The 16991-nt window shown below is 45.1% G+C and carries 15 protein-coding genes and 1 tRNA gene; 6 read left to right on the top strand and 10 right to left on the bottom strand.

Annotated elements, in window-relative coordinates:
- Positions 1-13: 13 nt before the first annotated feature.
- Both ACZ5PW_RS10455 and putP read right to left on the bottom strand, forming a co-directional pair.
- Entirely contained in the window at positions 14-1177 is a 1164-nt protein-coding gene (locus tag ACZ5PW_RS10455; RefSeq protein WP_464553028.1) for a THUMP domain-containing class I SAM-dependent RNA methyltransferase, read from the bottom strand.
- 429 nt (positions 1178-1606) lie between these two features.
- Positions 1607-3079, bottom strand: a complete 1473-nt coding sequence (gene putP / locus ACZ5PW_RS10450) for a sodium/proline symporter PutP (protein ID WP_464553026.1) — start codon at positions 3077-3079, stop codon at positions 1607-1609.
- A gap of 420 nt (positions 3080-3499) precedes the next feature.
- On the opposite strand from putP, the gene ACZ5PW_RS10445 reads away from it, so the two are divergent.
- The gene (locus tag ACZ5PW_RS10445; protein ID WP_464553024.1) at positions 3500-3865 is read left to right on the top strand and encodes a hypothetical protein; all 366 of its coding nucleotides are present in this window, start codon (positions 3500-3502) and stop codon (positions 3863-3865) included.
- Between the two features lie 96 nt (positions 3866-3961).
- Here ACZ5PW_RS10445 and ACZ5PW_RS10440 read toward each other — a convergent pair whose 3' ends face one another.
- Positions 3962-4165 carry a hypothetical protein gene (locus tag ACZ5PW_RS10440; protein ID WP_464553022.1) on the bottom strand — a complete coding sequence of 68 codons (204 nt, stop codon included), beginning with the start codon at positions 4163-4165 and terminating at the stop codon, positions 3962-3964.
- Positions 4166-4294: 129 nt separating this feature from the next.
- Between ACZ5PW_RS10440 and ACZ5PW_RS10435 the strand changes: the two genes are divergently transcribed.
- Complete coding sequence (locus ACZ5PW_RS10435; RefSeq protein ID WP_464553020.1) at positions 4295-4507, top strand: hypothetical protein; 213 nt, start codon at positions 4295-4297, stop codon at positions 4505-4507.
- A complete protein-coding gene (locus ACZ5PW_RS10430) occupies positions 4488-5315 on the top strand; it encodes a hypothetical protein (RefSeq protein ID WP_464553018.1) in 828 nt (275 codons plus the stop codon). Before ACZ5PW_RS10435 ends, ACZ5PW_RS10430 begins: the two co-directional genes overlap by 20 nt.
- 96 nt (positions 5316-5411) lie before the next feature.
- Here ACZ5PW_RS10430 and ACZ5PW_RS10425 read toward each other — a convergent pair.
- Together ACZ5PW_RS10425 and thiD are read right to left on the bottom strand one after the other, a co-directional pair.
- Positions 5412-5495 (bottom strand) — tRNA-Leu (locus ACZ5PW_RS10425).
- 142 nt (positions 5496-5637) lie between these two features.
- Positions 5638-7002 (bottom strand): bifunctional hydroxymethylpyrimidine kinase/phosphomethylpyrimidine kinase, encoded by a 1365-nt coding sequence (thiD, locus tag ACZ5PW_RS10420; protein WP_464553016.1) that lies wholly within the window; start codon positions 7000-7002, stop codon positions 5638-5640.
- 208 nt (positions 7003-7210) lie between these two features.
- On the opposite strand from thiD, the gene ACZ5PW_RS10415 reads away from it, so the two are divergent.
- From ACZ5PW_RS10415 to ACZ5PW_RS10405, 3 genes are all read left to right on the top strand, one after another.
- Positions 7211-9151 carry a YgiQ family radical SAM protein gene (locus tag ACZ5PW_RS10415; protein WP_464553014.1) on the top strand — a complete coding sequence of 647 codons (1941 nt, stop codon included), beginning with the start codon at positions 7211-7213 and terminating at the stop codon, positions 9149-9151.
- A gap of 37 nt (positions 9152-9188) precedes the next feature.
- On the top strand, positions 9189-10628 hold the full coding sequence (locus tag ACZ5PW_RS10410; RefSeq protein ID WP_464553012.1) for a DNA integrity scanning protein DisA nucleotide-binding domain protein: 1440 nt from the start codon (positions 9189-9191) through the stop codon (positions 10626-10628).
- 453 nt (positions 10629-11081) lie between these two features.
- Entirely contained in the window at positions 11082-12011 is a 930-nt protein-coding gene (locus tag ACZ5PW_RS10405; RefSeq protein WP_464553009.1) for a hypothetical protein, read from the top strand.
- A 231-nt stretch (positions 12012-12242) separates the two neighbouring features.
- Here ACZ5PW_RS10405 and ilvN read toward each other — a convergent pair whose 3' ends face one another.
- The 5 genes from ilvN to ACZ5PW_RS10380 all read right to left on the bottom strand — a co-directional run bounded on the left by ilvN (position 12243) and on the right by ACZ5PW_RS10380 (position 16901).
- Positions 12243-12512 carry an acetolactate synthase small subunit gene (gene ilvN / locus ACZ5PW_RS10400; protein WP_464553006.1) on the bottom strand — a complete coding sequence of 90 codons (270 nt, stop codon included), beginning with the start codon at positions 12510-12512 and terminating at the stop codon, positions 12243-12245.
- A complete protein-coding gene (ilvB, locus tag ACZ5PW_RS10395) occupies positions 12512-14173 on the bottom strand; it encodes a biosynthetic-type acetolactate synthase large subunit (RefSeq protein ID WP_464553002.1) in 1662 nt (553 codons plus the stop codon). The genes ilvN and ilvB overlap by 1 nt, the downstream gene beginning before the upstream one ends.
- Before the next feature lie 303 nt (positions 14174-14476).
- Positions 14477-14929 (bottom strand): GNAT family N-acetyltransferase, encoded by a 453-nt coding sequence (locus tag ACZ5PW_RS10390; RefSeq protein ID WP_464553000.1) that lies wholly within the window; start codon positions 14927-14929, stop codon positions 14477-14479.
- 96 nt (positions 14930-15025) lie between these two features.
- Positions 15026-15784, bottom strand: coding sequence for a class I SAM-dependent methyltransferase (locus ACZ5PW_RS10385; protein WP_464552997.1), 759 nt, complete (start codon positions 15782-15784; stop codon positions 15026-15028).
- Positions 15747-16901 carry a glycosyltransferase gene (locus tag ACZ5PW_RS10380; protein ID WP_464552994.1) on the bottom strand — a complete coding sequence of 385 codons (1155 nt, stop codon included), beginning with the start codon at positions 16899-16901 and terminating at the stop codon, positions 15747-15749. The genes ACZ5PW_RS10385 and ACZ5PW_RS10380 overlap by 38 nt, the downstream gene beginning before the upstream one ends.
- Positions 16902-16991 lie beyond the last annotated feature (90 nt).

Here is a 16991-nt window from a genome sequence, read left to right as displayed (position 1 = left end):
AAAAAAAAACTTACTAACGTTTTTTAGAACTTCCCTCAAAAATTTCATACTCAAGCAGCCTGCATTCTATTTTGGCATTATAGAAGACAAGTCGGCTGGATGTTTTAAGACCTATTAATTTAGCCAGTTTAAGGTTACCCGTGAAGACAATCCCCCTGTACCCCTGACACTTATTTTTCAAGAAATCACCAATTGCGGGATAAATCTTCTCGAGTTTGGAACGGTTACCCAGTCTTTCCCCGTATTCAGGGTTCATTATCACAATACCGCCACCCTCCGGAATCTCTGTTTCCCGAAAATCACAGACCTCAAACTGAATATGATGCTCCACCCCTGCTGCCTGGGCATTTTCTCTTGCCGCTTCCACTGCAGCAGGATCAATATCCGTAGCAATGATTTTTCCACTGATGGAATTACGTTCCCTGTTTTCTGCATCAATGCACAGGTTGTCCCAGTACTCGGGGTTGTACCCAGGTATTTTCATGAACGCATACTCCTCCCGCATAAGACCGGGAGCACCGTTAAGAGCAATCAGGGCTGCCTCGACAGCCAGAGTTCCGCTACCGCACATGGGAGAAACAAAATTACCTTTACCATACCACTTGGAAGCCCGTATCAGGGTAGCCGCCAAAGTTTCCTGAAGCGGAGCCTTGTGGGGATTCTTGCGGTAGCCGCGTCTGGATAACGGCACACCGGAGGTGTCAAGATACACCGTACATTCATCATCACGCCAATGCAGAAAAACTATAATTCCAGACATATCGGGGCCTGAAGAAGGACGGCGACCCGTTTTTTCGCGGATGCGGTCAACAATGGCATCCTTCACTTTTACATTGGCAAAACGGGAATCATTGACAGTCTCAGTGCGCACAGAAGAGGTAATGGTCAGATATCCGTCAGGGGTGACAATCCGCTCCCAGATCATATCTTTAACCTGATTGTAAAGTTCATCAGGAGTGGACGCCTTGAAACGTTTAAGCTGATACAGAACCCTATGCCCGCATCTCACCCAGAGATTGAGGTGCATACAGTCATTGAGTGAAACCTTCAGTTCGACACCTGCTGCAAGCTCCCGCCGTATGTCATACCCCAACCGCTCAAGCTCTTCTGAAAGATAAGGAGTAAAACCCTTCGGACAGGTTACCAAAACAATACTTTTACGTTCAAAATCAAGCATATAAACCTCGTTATATCAATGGCTACAGGTGGTCATCTGCGGACCTGCAACTTTTAAATTGCCACTCACCATTACTACTCTGTAAAGATGTTGTTTTGGTAAAGTCCAATACAGCCATACTGCAGATTAAATTTCATTCTTCCTGAAGAATGCCAGCCCGAAATTATCTAATACACCGAGCAATCATATTAAAAAATTTTCTTTAAATAACCCCGCAAAATTCATTTATCTTAATTGGCCCGGAGTAACTGCGGTATTAAATTTAATTTCGACTAGACTGAAAGGGCAAATAGGGAGTCCCCTACATTGCCTGCTCTCAACTTCAGTTTTTAATCCTAATCATAAATTCCTCGTTTGAGAAAAGAAAAAAGGCCCTGCCTTTTCAGTGGGCAGAGCCTTATAAGCCTAACTTATTAAAACTACAAGTTTCTATTTTTTGAGTCCCAGCTTCATCTCATCAAAATCAGCCAGAATCTGCTCATCCTTCTGCGGACGAACCATATCTATCACAAAAATAGTCACAAAGTTGGCGATAAACCCGGGCACAATTTCATACATTGTTGCTCCGAGTCCGGCATCTTTCCAGAAAACAAGAACCAGAGTCCCCACAACCATACCGCAAAGAGCGGAAAGCCAGGTGGTTCTGCGGCTGAACAGAGAAAACAGAACCACGGGACCAAATGCTGCACCAAATCCACCCCAGGCATAGGCCACCAGACCAAGAATAGTATTCCCCGGAGTAAGAGCCATGCTCATTGCGATAATGGAAATTACGAGAACACAAAGCCGGCCGACCAGAATAAGCTCTTTTTCCGAAGCATCCCGGCGAAGAATCTTTTTATAAAAATCCTCGGTAAGAGCTGAAGATGATACAAGCAACTGAGAGTCAATAGTGGACATAATTGCCGAAAGGATGGCAGCCAGAAGAACTCCGCCCACCCATGGGTTGAAAAGCTTCGTGATCATGTAGATGAATACTTTTTCCTGATCACCGCCGGTCAATCCTTCAAACATGGGAATTGCGACCATACCCACAACAACAGCACCTGTCAGAGAGATCAAAACCCATATTATAGCAACCGCTGTAGCTTTAGGTAACTCATGGACAGAACGAATCCCCATGAAACGGGTAAGAATATGCGGCTGACCAAAATAGCCAAGCCCCCATGCCATGGTGGAAATAACCGCCACAATGGAAAGAGCCTTTCCACTGCCGTCATGAAAAAGACTTGTGGAAATATGCTTTGCTGCCATTTCGGCTTCAATTACAGAAATTCCGCCGTTATCAATAGTACCGAGAATCGGGACCAGAACGATAGCGAAAAACATCAGTCCGCCCTGAAAGAAGTCGGTCCAGCAAACCGCCATGAACCCACCGAGAAATGTATAGGAAACAATTACAACTGCCCCGGAAATAACTGCCACCGAATAGTCAATATTAAACATCGACTCGAACAGCTTTCCAGCAGCGACCAGTCCTGATGATGAATAGATTGTGAAAAACATGAGAATGATAACCGCAGAACCTACACGCAGAAGACTGGTCGGATCTTTGAAACGTTTCTCAAAAAAGGAAGAGATGGTCAGGGTATCAGTCATCTGGGTGTATACACGCAGACGGGCGGAGACAAAAATCCAGTTCAACGCGGTTCCGATGAACAGACCGATAGCAATCCAGGCCTCCGTCATCCCGCCCAGATAAACAGCTCCGGGAAGCCCCATGAGCAGCCAACCGGACATATCACTGGCCTGAGCGGAAAGGGCTGTGACCCAACCGCCGAGACCGCGTCCACCAAGGATATATCCCTCAATATCAGAAGTCCTTTTGTAGAAATACCACCCTACGGCGAGAAGAAAAACAAGATAAACGGCAAAAGTGAGTAAAGTCTCAGTTTGAATCACAATAAATCCTTTTTGAATAAGTAAACAACAGTAAAACGCACCAAATCGAAAAATGGGGCTACTATTTAACTACCCTGAAACTTTAGTACAAGATATTTTTTTTCAGCGTTGATTATACGGCTCAATCAAAAATAAGCATAAAAATATTCAGAAATAAGACATAAAAACTAATTATTAACTCCACAACAGCATTCACTTCTAACTATCTACACCCGAAAAAGATAGGATCAGAACATTCAGCAACATACGCACAGCACTCTTATCTTCACCTCATAATAAACTTACAGAATGGAAGCCGGAGTTTGAAAATACGACAGAGATATTAATGGTCTTGACACACCGGGCAGGCTATATTCAAACTTACCTTGTAACAAAAACAGGTTCATCCTACTTAACCAATTCAGATATATGAGGTGTTGAATGCTTCCGGTAATCTATGCAGGCATCGTTCTGGCTGTCATTGTAGGGGTATCTATTTATGCCCGGAAAAAAGGACAAAGTGGATTTGGAGTCTTTTTCCTGCTGTACAGCACGGTTTCAATCCTTGTGCATTTTGTAATGGCAGACGCATCCATAAAATACGATTTCATGAAAATACTTCCCCAGATCGGGGTTATAGTCAGTGCCGGTGGGGTTATTTATGCTCAGGCCAAAGGAAAAAAGAAAATTATCTACGCCCTACCCGGACTGATCATAATAGGAATAGCAATATTCCTGAACATGCCCGCAACCGGACCTCAAGTTGAAACAATGGTAAATGCGACCAACCAAACATCGGGGCAATAGCTGAAGCATATTCAGTCCGAAATCAGAACTACTATCCTGTAGCCCTGTTTTGAAATCTCGTTCAAGGCAGGGCTTTCATTATTTGCAGCTGATGCTCTACTGAACAGTCCTGCGGTCAGGCTGCATTTTCTCCAGCACATCATAAATCATATTAACAAAAGTTCGCATCCTGTCTGCATAACGCTCATCTTCAACAGTTTTAGCTTCCTGCTCCACAAGTACCGCAACGGCCTGCAACCTTACTGCTCCCTCTGCCATTGTAATATTCCCGGCTTTCATCTCATCAGTGATAAATTTCACCTGGTCTGCGTATCGTTTGAGTGGGTTCATTGGATCTATTAAATTTAGTTATTTTAAAAATAATCATTCTGAAGTATAATCACCGCATTGCCAATCAAAACATTAAACTAAGTATGAGGATTTAGAACCATGAATTTAGCTATTACGCTGTCTAAGCAGACAAAATGGCTTCTACTTTATATCCCGCTTGGAATGGTCATAGCCGATGAACTGCTGCAGGGCCAGCATATCAGTGAGAGCCTGGGGCCAGGAACTGCTTTGGGATTGTTTTTTTGGGGGATACATTCAATTTACAGTTTTCATATTAACAAAGGGAAAAAAGATGGAAAGAAAAATAAGTAATATTGTTCTAAACAACATTATATTTTTATTAGTACTTTTCTTTCTATCTGGCTGCAACTCGACAAAGGTTACTACTCAAGAAGATCCTTGGGCTACAGACATTATAGAAGAATGTGTTAGACCAATGTCAGCGCCCAAAGTAACTATAAACCCCATCAAAGAACATTTCTACAGACTATATTCCAATTCGAACAGACCTTCAGCCCAGTACGGATCATACACCTACGTACTGATTAATGAGTACCATAGCAATCCGACTTGTGATTACAGCCCCGCTGTTAAAAAACTATGCAGGATAATTAAAAGCATTTCATATCTCATAAGTCTGCCAAGCATGGAATATACCATTGAGCAGACAACCTTTCCAGAAAGAGACTTTGACTTTGAAAGTATGAATATTTTCTGTCTTCCGGCTGAAGAAACCAGCCGAGATGCCCATATAACAAAAATGACGATTGAAAACTACGATTTCTATACCGCCAAGAAAACCCTTGAATCTATAAAAGAACATTTAAGAGGGTCAAAATTTGCCAACAAATTGGACACTTCCGGACCTTTTCTGATCACGCTGCGCTACCCTGTTGAAAATCTTAATGACGCTGGAACTATATTGATATGTGACTTAAGCAGAAAAAATGAAACCTGCGTCAGAAGAATAGTTGATGGCTATAAGAAACACTTGCGTCAGGGAATTTCACATGATCAATATTCATATCCGGAAAGCATCTGTACAACACTTGCAAATTTTCTGTCCAAATTCGGAAGTGCATTTTACACGGTCTTCAGTTTCAAAATTGAATCAGGCTAAAGACCGTAGTTTGGAATAGGTTAGAAAAAACCACGAAAAACACCCCCTCACGACAACCAGCGCTTGGTCGTTGTAAGGGGGTGTATTTATTACTGATGGTGCGAAAGGAGAGACTCGAACTCTCACGGATTAACCGCTGGATCCTAAATCCAGTGCGTCTACCAATTCCGCCACTCTCGCAACTCTTTCAGAGCCTCCAGAATACCACCGCATGACCAACCGGACAAGCGACAACATCCTGTGTAGCCGTAGCGTTAATATAAGCAGTGTTACAGCTTGTCAACAAAAATTGACCTTATTATTCACAAAAATAGATATCTGTTTACTCTCGTTCAAGAACGCTCGTAAGCTTGAGCAGCTTTTGCTCCAGATCCTTGAAATCCACTCCCAGAAGCCGCAGCATAGGCTCACGTCCCAGAGCACCGGAATCGCAGATCACATCCACCATTTCAGGTTCGGGATGTTCGCTCATGGCTTTGCAAGTTCCCCACTCCAAAGTAGCCTCTTCGGTTCCTTTCAGGTCATCAGGTTCATCCTCACGATCAAACCATGCTTCTACAAAACCGCAGGAAGAAATAGCTGAAAGTATTTGTGCATCATGCCGGATATTTATTGCACAACCTACCTTCGGGCTGGATTTTCGGGCACACAAAATAGCCTTGCCCAAATACGAAGAAGCACCGAACTCGGGACATCCGCAGACAAGCACTTCCCCCCTGTGTGTTGCGGTTATTCCTCCGGAAAAGGCTGCCACCGCTCCGATATCTCCGGCAAAAGGAAGAGCTGCCACAACATTCATACCCACTTCAGGAATAAGACGTTTCAGGTTCTGCATATTTTTAAGACATACCCCGAAATCATACAGTTCGGTTAGCAATTCCTGCTTTCTTTTCTCTATAAGCATGGGAGCCAGATGATTCGGCGGTCCGCTACCTTCGCCTAAATCATACCCTGCTCTCAAGGCAAGATTCAGATATTCCTGAGCCTTGCGTACAGCGTTCACCATGTTCATGCCTTTGGCAAGATTGGAAGCAATTGTAGCAGACAACGTGCAGCCTGTTCCATGACTGTTTCTGGTTTTGACTCTCTGCTGCATCAGAGGAATGGGCTGCTGCCCCTTTATTCCAAGCCAGTCAGTGGCCGCCACAGAGTCAAAATGTCCCCCCTTGATCAGAACAGCTTTTGGCCCCATTTCCAGAAGTATATCAAGAGCCTTAAAGACATCCTCTCTTGAAGTGATTTCCATGCCCGCAAACAACTCCGCCTCGGGAATATTGGGAGTCAGCAGGTCCGCCATAGGAAAAAGTTCCTTCATGGCCTCCACCGCATCTTCCTTAAGCAGCTTGGCTCCACTTGTTGCAACACAGACCGGATCAAGTACGAGCGGGAAGTCCTTATTCTGAAGGGCCGCAGCCACAGCCCTGATAATCTGGGCTGAAAAAAGCATGCCGGTCTTTGCAGCATGGACTTTGATATCCTTGCATACTGTTTCAATCTGTAATGCGACAAACTCGGGAGATACAGCCTCAATACCGGTTACTCCGGTGGTATTCTGTGCTGTGAGCGCGGTGATGGCGCTAGCTCCGTAACAACCTGCCATGGAAATGGCCTTAAGATCAGCCTGAATACCTGCTCCGCCGCCTGAATCAGAGCCGGCGATGGTTAAAACACATGAAAGCGGTTCCATTGAATCTCCTATATATTTAAACACCTGATTACATTTAGGACACCTGAACTTTTACCCCTGCAAGGTATTACGGTCAACCAAGTCTAACAAAACATATTGTAAATCTAAGATTGTTTATTTTGTGCCCATGGCACATGGTTCATCACCTTGATCCAAAACCCGGCATTAGCTTCTTGCCAGTACGGGGGTTCGGCTATATGCTCCGCCCATGAAAAAAAGCATTATCGCTAAGAATGGTCCCCAGCCTCACTTTCTGCCAATGACCCGCAAGGAAATGGACAAACTGGGCTGGGACAGACCTGATATACTCCTGGTTTCAGGAGACAGTTACATAGATCACCCCAGTTTCGGAATTCCTCTGCTGGGCCGCGTACTTACTGCGCATGGTTTCAGAGTGGTTCTTGCCTGCCAGCCGGACTGGACCGACAGCAAGGCACTTGAAGAACTCGGCAGGCCACGGCTTTACGCCGGAGTATCCGCCGGGGCACTGGACTCCATGGTCGCCCACTACACTTCATTCCGTAAAAAAAGAAGCGATGATGCCTACACTCCCGGCGGCAAAAGCGGAGCGCGCCCAAACCGGGCAATCATAATTTACACCAACCTGATAAAAAAAGCCTTTAAAAGCCTGCCGGTCGTAATCGGAGGAATCGAAGCATCCTTACGGCGCATATCTCATTACGACTTCTGGACCGAGAAAATACGTAAACCAGTCCTCATGGACAGCAAGGCCGATCTTCTGGTCTATGGGATGGGCGAAAGAGCCATGCTTGATGCGGCCATCCGGCTTTCAGAAACGGAGGTGTATTCTCCCGATGTACTGAAAGGAATAAAAGGCACAGCCTTCATGGGATTACCTGAAGATATCCCTGCAGATGCGGAAGTTGTTGAATTACCCTCACATGCTGAAATAGCTTCTGAACCGAAACAACTGATGAAGGCCACAATGGATATGGAAGCCCAGGTTCATAAAGGAACAGAATGGAGCACCCATCCTGTGGACAACAGGCATGTCATAATGACTCCGCCCTCAGATTTCTTAAGCACGCAGGAACTGGACTGGCTCTATTCACTGCCCTTTGCCCGCCGACCGCATCCTTCATACAAGGACAGGATTCCGGCTGCGGAAATGATTGAATTCAGCATCACCTCTCACCGCGGTTGTGGAGGCGGATGCTCTTTCTGTTCCATAGCCATACATCAGGGACGACATATCCGTTCACGCAGCAAAAAATCCATCATGTCTGAATTAAAACGCATGAACGAACACCCCGACTTTCGAGGCTCTGTTTCGGATATCGGCGGTCCCAGTGCGAACATGTGGAATGCGGAATGCACCCTTGAAAGAGGCAAATGCAAGCGCAAAAGCTGTCTGGTTCCAAAAGTATGCCCGAACTTCAAATACGACCAGAAAGCCAATCTGCGACTTTTGCGTGATGCAGCAAAACAGGATGGCATCAAGCACGTACGGGTGGCCAGTGGAGTCCGCTATGACCTCGGCCAGCAGGACCGTGCCAGCCTGAAAGATATTTTCAAGGAATTTGTTGGCGGACAGCTGAAAGTAGCTCCGGAGCACATTTCTCCTTCGGTACTCAAGCACATGCGCAAACCGGACCTTCCAGTGTTTGAAAGATTTCTGGAAATGTTTGCGGTTGAATCCAAAAAAGCCGGGAAAGAGCAGTATGTCATTCCCTATCTGATGAGTGCATTTCCCGGATGCACAGATGATGACATGCGTATGCTTGGTTCGTGGCTGGCAGACAGAGGCTGGAAGCCGCGTCAGATTCAATGCTTTATTCCGACTCCGGGAACAGTTGCAACCGCCATGTACTATTGCGAATGTGACCCGGAAGGAAATAAAATATATGTTGCCAAAACCGATGCCCAACGTCTCAGACAACATCGAATCCTTATCCCGGACCCCGGGCAGGATCCGAGAGCAGGAAGAGGCGGTAAGCCCTCTACCCCCCGACATAAGGCGAATAAGAATACAAGGCCCCATAAAAAAGACGACAATTCGGAGAACAGCGGAAAGAAAACAGATAAGAAAAAAGCCAAACCAAACGGTTCAAAAAAGGCCGCCGGAAACAAAAATTTGAACCGCGATAAAACCAAAAAAGGCTTCGCAAAGAAGAAAAAAATGAAGTAATCCTTGTGAAAAATACAATTCAGCCAGGAAGATATAAATGAGCTCTGAATCTTTTGCCAACCTGTGTATTTTCCACATTATGGACGGCCTGCGGGACGGCTTGTCCCATTTTTCAAAAACAAGCCGGGCTGCACTGATTTATGCTGTGAGTCCTGATGATCCCTTGCGGATATACGATCCTCAGGATCTACTCAAAGAGCATGAACCCAAATTAAAAGAATACTATTTGGATTCGCAAGAATGGCGTGCAGGAAGCAATCATGATGACAACACCCGGCTTATTGAAGTCATCCCTTCCAGAGATCTGGCCCTTGCCGGACTTATTACCTGCAGTGCCCGCTCAAGCAGTATATTCTATCAGTGCTGGTTCACGGAACAGCATCCTGACATGTGTTCCACAGGACCGACTGAAAGCTGGATGGAATATGCCGCACTTCTGCTCTCGCAAGACTTCGCGACCCAGAATATTCTGCGTATAGACAGTTCCGGACACCTGCTTCGTGAATATTCCACACACGCCGTTCGTGATTACATTGTGGACCAACGCAACAGAATAATGGGCTGGGACACCCAGCTTCGAGTCTATCCAATCCTTGATGCGATACTCGGAATATCCAAAACACGTGAAGAAGGCGCATGGGCAAGAGGCGACCTGATTTTCATTGAGCCATCTGAACTGGACTCGATTCAGTACATGGCTAAATTTCCCGAAACGGAAAGACCGTCTCTTGTAAACCACAAGCACGTGCGTAAATTGCTGCAGTCTGTTGAAAGCTCAAGCCGAAAACTTGTTTCAGATGGCAAACGCGTTGTGGGGATAGCTTCCGTAGGTCCGACTAATAACTCCATTTCTGCCCATTTCAAGGGAGACTGGGGAGTTCTTCTTCTAGGAAACGACCCGGTATGCAGCTTTGCGGATGCCAAATATTCATCCACCAACTACAAGCCAAATCTTGTTCAGCTCGAAGAATACCTGCTTGAGCTTGATATGCCAGCCGACACCAGGCACAAACTTTTTCAGCTTGTAACCAGGATGATCACTTCGGCCAACCACCGTAGTCACGGTTGCACACTGGTTCTTGACTTCAATGATGAGCCTGTACAAATAGCCGGCCAGAAACTGGAAAAACCACTGGATTTAAGAGAGCCGGAAATGCGTGGGCTTGCCCGGTCACTTACAAAACTGGACGGCGCTGTGCATATTGGCAAGGACCTGCAACTGCACGGTTTTGCATGCCTTCTTGATGGAGAATCTGTTTTGGGCGAAAACAGGGCACGTGGAGCACGCTTTAATTCCGCACTGCGCTTCACCGCAAAGCATGACAACCTCATTGTAATCGTAGTGTCGTCAGACAAGCCGGTATCCATAATTCAACGAGGTGTTGAGCTTACCGCACATTGTGAATGGAAGCAGCTTTTCGCATGCGTGACAACGCCTCCCACTTTTGAAAAATGGCTGGAAGATTCAGCCTCTTAAACCAGCACCGTCAACTCCTTCCGTAGATTCCTATAATCCCCCTTCAATCAGGGGGATTTTTTTGGTCACTTATCCGCATATACAGTTAAACCCTTTAACTCAAACCATCTGCCAACTTCAAACAGTACGGGTTGATTAAAAATCAGAATAAATATACTCTCCATTTAGCACATAAACAAAAACAAAAAAAGTATTCTATAATTTTAAATTGTTTAATTTCAAGATGTTAAATTAAACACAAAATTAACTGATAAATTTCAAACACACGGTAAAAATTTTTATATAAATTATTTCAAAATATTACATAAAAACAAACCAGAGCATTAAATATGTCAAATTTTACACATATTAAAACTGGAAATAAACAAAGTTATCATATATAAGTTATCTTATTTTATATTCATCAATAACATATAAACCACTGAAAACGTTTTGGAGGATCCCATTAAACATATGCTAGCCCATCTTCATATGCTGCCCCACCCTCCATCTATAGCTAAGATTCTGCTATGTCTCTTTCTTTTTATTTTTTTCCTACCTCAAATGGGTTCTCCAAACACGAAAATCACAATATCAGTAGCAGCAACCCCTGATAAAATTGAAGCATACAATTCATATTTAAAATCTAATAAATATGACCAACTGAATATCCCCTCTTCCATTCTCAACAGCCCCTATCAGGATGCAGTTGAACTGATCATTATTGACAATGCTCTCAAATCCGGGGGGCTGGACGCAAATATTATGTTTCTGGAAGTTCCGAATATCCGCAGGGAAGCTGAAGAAGTAGCAAAGGGCAATGCCGTAATAGGCTCACACCTTATAAGTAATTCCAACCTTGAAATACCGGACTATAAGCTCCGCATGTATCTTATAATGACAACTGTCCAGTCTAAAAAACTATTTAAAGGGGTATTCTGCCTTCCAGACAACAGAAATCTACTGAAGGTAAGGAGTGCTGAAGAGTTGAATGACGCAGGAACCGCCTTGATAGCTCCGGATTGGGACAATGAACATATGGCCTTAAGAAAAATGGGCATTGAGCATATTAAGAGGTCCGCCCAATCTGAGTCCATGTATGAACTTATCAGATCAGGGCAGGCAGACTGGATACCCCTGAAATTTCAAAGAACGCCAGATATGAGCATAACCAGTGACGGGACAAGACTTGTTCCCGTTCCAGGGCTTAAAATCACGCTCGTGGAAAGTAAAAAATTCATAATTTCCAGAAGAAATATTCATGGCCAGATTGTACACCAAGCACTGGAAAAAGGTTTGGAGAGAATGCGCAGACGCGGTCAAATTCAGGAACTATTATCCTCGACCGGAGAGGTCATCCCCTTTTTGAAAAACTGGAAAAGCCTGAATTATCACCCTTCATAAACAACTCCGGCAGGACTTTCAGTTCTGCCGGAGTTGCCAGCCCCTCATAAAGGACCAGTAGCATCTAGAAATAAATTGTTGCGAGCCATAAAATCTACATCCCTTTGCTCCAGCAATGTGCAGAGCACCACTTGAGACTACTCACGCATAACTGTGCTTTGCTATGAATTTTTACAGCCCAGGCATTCAAAACTTTAATCATCAACTGCGGCAATGATTTGGCCATGAGAGCTACAAATCGGCCAAAACAGCAGTAAGAGGATGATTATCCACCTGCTTTACATCCAAAACATCGTACAGCTTCTCCAACTGAAGCAATATCTGCTCAAGCTTGCTGTCATCAGCGACGGTAAGTATCATCCTGCTCTTGCCACCGCCCTCAACAGGACCGCATATGATTCCCTCAAGGTTGAAATTACGTCGGGAAAACAGCCCGGTAATCTGGCTCATTACACCGGCATGGTTGCGAACCAGCAATTCTATTACAAAATTATGCATCATTAACCCCCGATCATTTCACGGTTTGCACATTCAGGAGGAACCATAGGAAGAACCTTATTTTCAAGACCTATGGGAATATTGATTACACAGGGTCCATCTTTCCCGAGAACTCTGCGCAAAAACATCTCCGGATTATCCTGTTCGGCAAGATCAAAAGAAGGAACGCCGAACCCTCTGGCAATCGAAGCAAAATCAGGATTGCTGTCAAAGCTCGAAGCGAAATAACGCTCCTCAAAGAAAAGCTCCTGCTGTTGGCGGACAAGCCCGAGACGATTGTTATTCATAATGACGACCTTAACATTGAGCCTATGCTCTGCAAGCGTGGCAAGCTCTTGAATATTCATAAGAAAAGAGCCATCACCACTTACACATACAACCTTTTTGTCCGGCTTTGCCAATGCCGCACCGATGGCGTTTGGAAGACCGAATCCCATTGTCCCGAGTCCACCAGATGTGAGCAGGGTTCTTGTTTTCCTGAACGGATAATACTGGGCCACCCACATCTGGTGCTGTCCCACATCAGTGGTTATAATAGTTTCATCAGAAAGGGACTCACCCATTACTCTGATCAGATTACGCGGGTTGAAAGTATCTGCCTCGTTGATTTCACTTTCAGGATACATCATGCGTAAAGAAGCTATCCGGGCACTCCAGCCGATTCTTATGGATGTTTCAACCCGGTCGGCAAACTCGCTCAAGGCATGCCCGACATCGCCGACAATTGAGAGATTGGAAGGTTTAATCTTGCCGATTTCCGAACGGTCAATATCAACATGGAGAATGTCAGCATGTCTGCAGAACTCACAGGCTTTTCCCACTGCGCGGTCATCAAAACGGACGCCGAGCGCGATAATCAGATCAGCTTCCTCCATTATCATATTTGTAGCCCTTGATCCGTGCATGCCGAGCATCCCCAGATAATTCGGATCACCATGAGGGAATGACCCCAACCCCATAAGAGTTGTCACCACGGGAATTGAGTTACGCTGGGCCAGACGCATAAGACTTTCAGAGCAGTCAGAGGCTACAACCCCGCCCCCGGCGTAGATAACCGGTCTGTGTGAACTCTGTATCATCTCAACAGCCTGCGAGATCAACTCCGGATCACAGAAACCGGGGGAATCCTTTCGGCCGGGCTCGGGTAAAGAAGATATTTCTATTATTTCTTTTTGGACATCCTTCGGAATATCTACAACAACAGGACCGGGACGGCCGGACTCTGCAAGCCTGAAAGCTTCGGGGATTACTTCAAGCAGATCGGCAGCAGACTGAACCAGAAAGTTGTGCTTGGTGATTGGAATGGTCAGTCCGTAAGTATCAACTTCCTGAAATGCATCTGTACCTATCAATGAACTTGTTACCTGCCCGGTAATCGCCACCACAGGAATCGAATCAAGTCTTGCATCCGCAATGGCTGTGAGAAGATTGGTTACACCGGGACCTGATGTGCCCATACATACTGCGGCTTTTCCCGAGGTCCGAGCCATTCCCTGAGCCATAAAACCGGCTCCCTGCTCATGACGCGCAAGAATATGCCTGATGGAACTGTCTTTCAGAGCATCATAGATCGGCAGATTGGAACCGCCGGGTATTCCGCATATGATATCAATCCCCTGCCGCTCCAACAACTTAACCACGAGTTTAGCACCACTGATCTCCACTTTCACACCCTCATTTTTTGATGAAAATAAAAAACCCCCGCCGGCTGGGCCGGCGGGGGTGTACAACTGCACCTGATTAGCAAACTTTAGTTTACAACCTTCCCTCCGGCCCTTTTAAGCCTCGCACGACCACGACAGTAATCACGACCATCACCACTGAGGTGACGGTTGCGATGACGCTGTTCATGTGATCGAGGGAAGATAGTATCATTCTGTGTTCGCTCTAATTTTCCAAAAAATTGTTTATTTTCTAGCTTTAGTATTCCAACGCGAAATTATATGCAAGCACTTTTTTAATAATTCCTATTTTACTCTTTTCATATCGATATGCGGGATATCATCTTCGAGATACATTTCCGATGTTCTAACAAAGCCGTACTGCCGGTAAAAATCTTCCAGATATTCCTGTGCTCCGACTTCAATATCATGCTCAGGCCACATACTTACACACTGTTTAACTGCATAATCCAGCAGCTTGTGCCCTAGCCCTCCCCCTCGAAAATCCTTTTTTGTAGCCACCCTTCCGATGCTTGCCCCGTTGTAGCTGATCCCGGGAGGCAACAGACGGGCACAGGCGACCAGTTCACCATCCTGATATCCAAGTAGATGATATACATCACCGACATGATCTTTATCATCCAGTTCAGGGTAAGGACACTTCTGCTCTACAACAAACACGTCTACACGCAATTTGAGGAGCTGATAAAGCTGCCCGGTAGTCAATTCCTCAAATGATAATTTCTGCCATTCAATCATAATATCCATCTTTCAAAATAAAACATTTAAATTCAGAGTCTACTGGAAACGTTCCGCCACGGAACAAGACTGCATCAACACAATTCCCTCAAAATATTAACTCTTCAGCTTATACAGTCCTATCCATCCGGATTTATACCCGACAGCAGAAAATGAAATCCTGAATGCCGCCGCGCAAAACAAATTGAACATCAACATTGGAAGATCATTCTTTTTCAGCAGGAGACTACGGTCGTTCTTAACTTTAAAGGGGCTTCTCCTGAAACGGATATCCCTTAGCTTCAAGCGATATTTTGAAGTAAACCCAACCTGTTCGTCTTCACCGCTGTAAAAATTCTTGATGCCTTGCGGATAGTAAGGCTTATAGTGGTCAAGATCGAGCCAGAAATGAGGATGAAGCATTGGAGTAGCAATAAGAAGCATTCCCCCCGGCCGAAGATGCTTTAGGTAGCCATCAATAAATTCTACGACTCCGTTAAAGTCGAAATGTTCAATAATATGGGACAGAATAAGCAGATCAAACTTATCTTCAGAATGCTTTTCGGAAAATTCATCTAGAGTCAATACATTCAAACCGCGCTTACGACACTCCGTGACCTGAAACTCATTTTTCTCCACTCCGATAATGTTATTAAAACCTTGCGAACGCAGAAAATCAGTTTTCACGCCCCTGCCGCACCCCACTTCGAGCACTGAAACATTGCGATCTACAGGAGACAGAATTCTCTCCCACTGCTTCATTTCATTTCTCGACATTTTTTTAGTCAGCAGGCGCAGACGTCTACGCACTTCAGGTGTTGCAGTCAGCATTTTACCCTCACACTCCAGCGATATCAGCCAGATACCGGGCAGCATTTTCTGCCCCTTTGAGATTTACATGGTCCGCAGCACAATCCGTTTCAAGACATTTCAGCAATGACGTTTCCAGAGAGTCTGCACTAACCCCCTGTTCCGGAAAAACATCCACAATAGCAGCAGAGTGGTTGGCAAGAACAGCTGCATGCTCCTCCTGTTCGCCGTCTTTCATACCCCTGAGAAGCACGATGGATGGAGTTCCACAGGCCATTACATCAGTCAGGCTGTTGTAGCCGCCGTATATGACTGAAGACCGGGAGCTGGCCAGTTCAGAGAAAAATTGAGACCCAACCTGTGAAAATGAAACATTATCCAGACCGGAAAAACAATTTCTCACTATATCAATCCCGGAAGCACTGAGATCCATAAAAATTTTCCATTCCCCGAGACTGCTGTCAATGTTCATCAGAGCTTTACTCAAATTCTCAAGCACAACCATGGTTCCTTCGCCGGACCATGGAATAGAAATGACTCCAGCATACCTTGGATTCATTCCACTGACGGATTCAATCATATCCATTTCCGAAAAACGGGAAACATATCCTGTTTCAAAAGGATCAACACCGTAACGGTCTGCCAAAGCATCAACCTCGGACCTTCCGGTCACTGAAGAATCGCCATACCACAAAATATCAGAGTAGATGCCATCAAAAACCTCGGCGGAATAATCCGACCAGACCTTGTCAACATCTCCCACAACGGCACGCACACCCAGAACACGCCTTGTATTCGGAGAAACAGAGTGCGACGGAACCAGCTCTTTGTGTTTGCCTTGCGGAGTATGATCGGCAAGAAAAACCTTAGGTTTATATGTATCTATAATATGTCGGATATTCTTAGCCCGGAGGCCTCCGAGAAGTTTATCTTCAATATTACTTGCCCCTGGAGCTCCGGAGGATTTTCCATCAGTGATCCGTGTTTTGTAGGAAGGCAGTTTTATCCAGTCCAGATCACCCTTTCCAACCAGTTCAGCCACACAGGAACATCCTGTAACAAGCAAAACCGACATTTCAGGGAAAAGCCTTCGCGCCGCAAGTCCTATGGCAACACTGCGGCTTACATGCCCGAGTCCCCGGCCGTCGTGGGCATAAATTATCAAATCGATTATAGAGTTCATCGATAATCCTTATAATTTGAACAAAAGTATGATATTATAAGTAGTTAAAAAAAGGTAGAGTCAGTAATAAAAGTTTAGAAAAGGGATTGC

It is taken from the genome of Maridesulfovibrio salinus, from assembly GCF_055394525.1.
Note: the sequence above shows the minus strand (reverse complement) of the source record. Positions and strands in the feature narration are given on the sequence as shown.

Coding starts and splice junctions, on each gene's coding strand:
- ACZ5PW_RS10380 (WP_464552994.1), bottom strand. CDS start 16,901: ATGAACTCTATAATCGATTTGATAATTTATGCCCACGACGGCCGGGGA.
- ACZ5PW_RS10405 (WP_464553009.1), top strand. CDS start 11,082: ATGCTAGCCCATCTTCATATGCTGCCCCACCCTCCATCTATAGCTAAG.
- thiD (WP_464553016.1), bottom strand. CDS start 7,002: ATGGAACCGCTTTCATGTGTTTTAACCATCGCCGGCTCTGATTCAGGC.
- ACZ5PW_RS10455 (WP_464553028.1), bottom strand. CDS start 1,177: ATGCTTGATTTTGAACGTAAAAGTATTGTTTTGGTAACCTGTCCGAAG.
- ACZ5PW_RS10435 (WP_464553020.1), top strand. CDS start 4,295: ATGAATTTAGCTATTACGCTGTCTAAGCAGACAAAATGGCTTCTACTT.
- ACZ5PW_RS10430 (WP_464553018.1), top strand. CDS start 4,488: ATGGAAAGAAAAATAAGTAATATTGTTCTAAACAACATTATATTTTTA.
- ACZ5PW_RS10410 (WP_464553012.1), top strand. CDS start 9,189: ATGAGCTCTGAATCTTTTGCCAACCTGTGTATTTTCCACATTATGGAC.
- ACZ5PW_RS10390 (WP_464553000.1), bottom strand. CDS start 14,929: ATGATTGAATGGCAGAAATTATCATTTGAGGAATTGACTACCGGGCAG.
- ilvN (WP_464553006.1), bottom strand. CDS start 12,512: ATGATGCATAATTTTGTAATAGAATTGCTGGTTCGCAACCATGCCGGT.
- ACZ5PW_RS10415 (WP_464553014.1), top strand. CDS start 7,211: ATGAAAAAAAGCATTATCGCTAAGAATGGTCCCCAGCCTCACTTTCTG.
- ACZ5PW_RS10445 (WP_464553024.1), top strand. CDS start 3,500: ATGCTTCCGGTAATCTATGCAGGCATCGTTCTGGCTGTCATTGTAGGG.
- ACZ5PW_RS10385 (WP_464552997.1), bottom strand. CDS start 15,784: ATGCTGCCCGGTATCTGGCTGATATCGCTGGAGTGTGAGGGTAAAATG.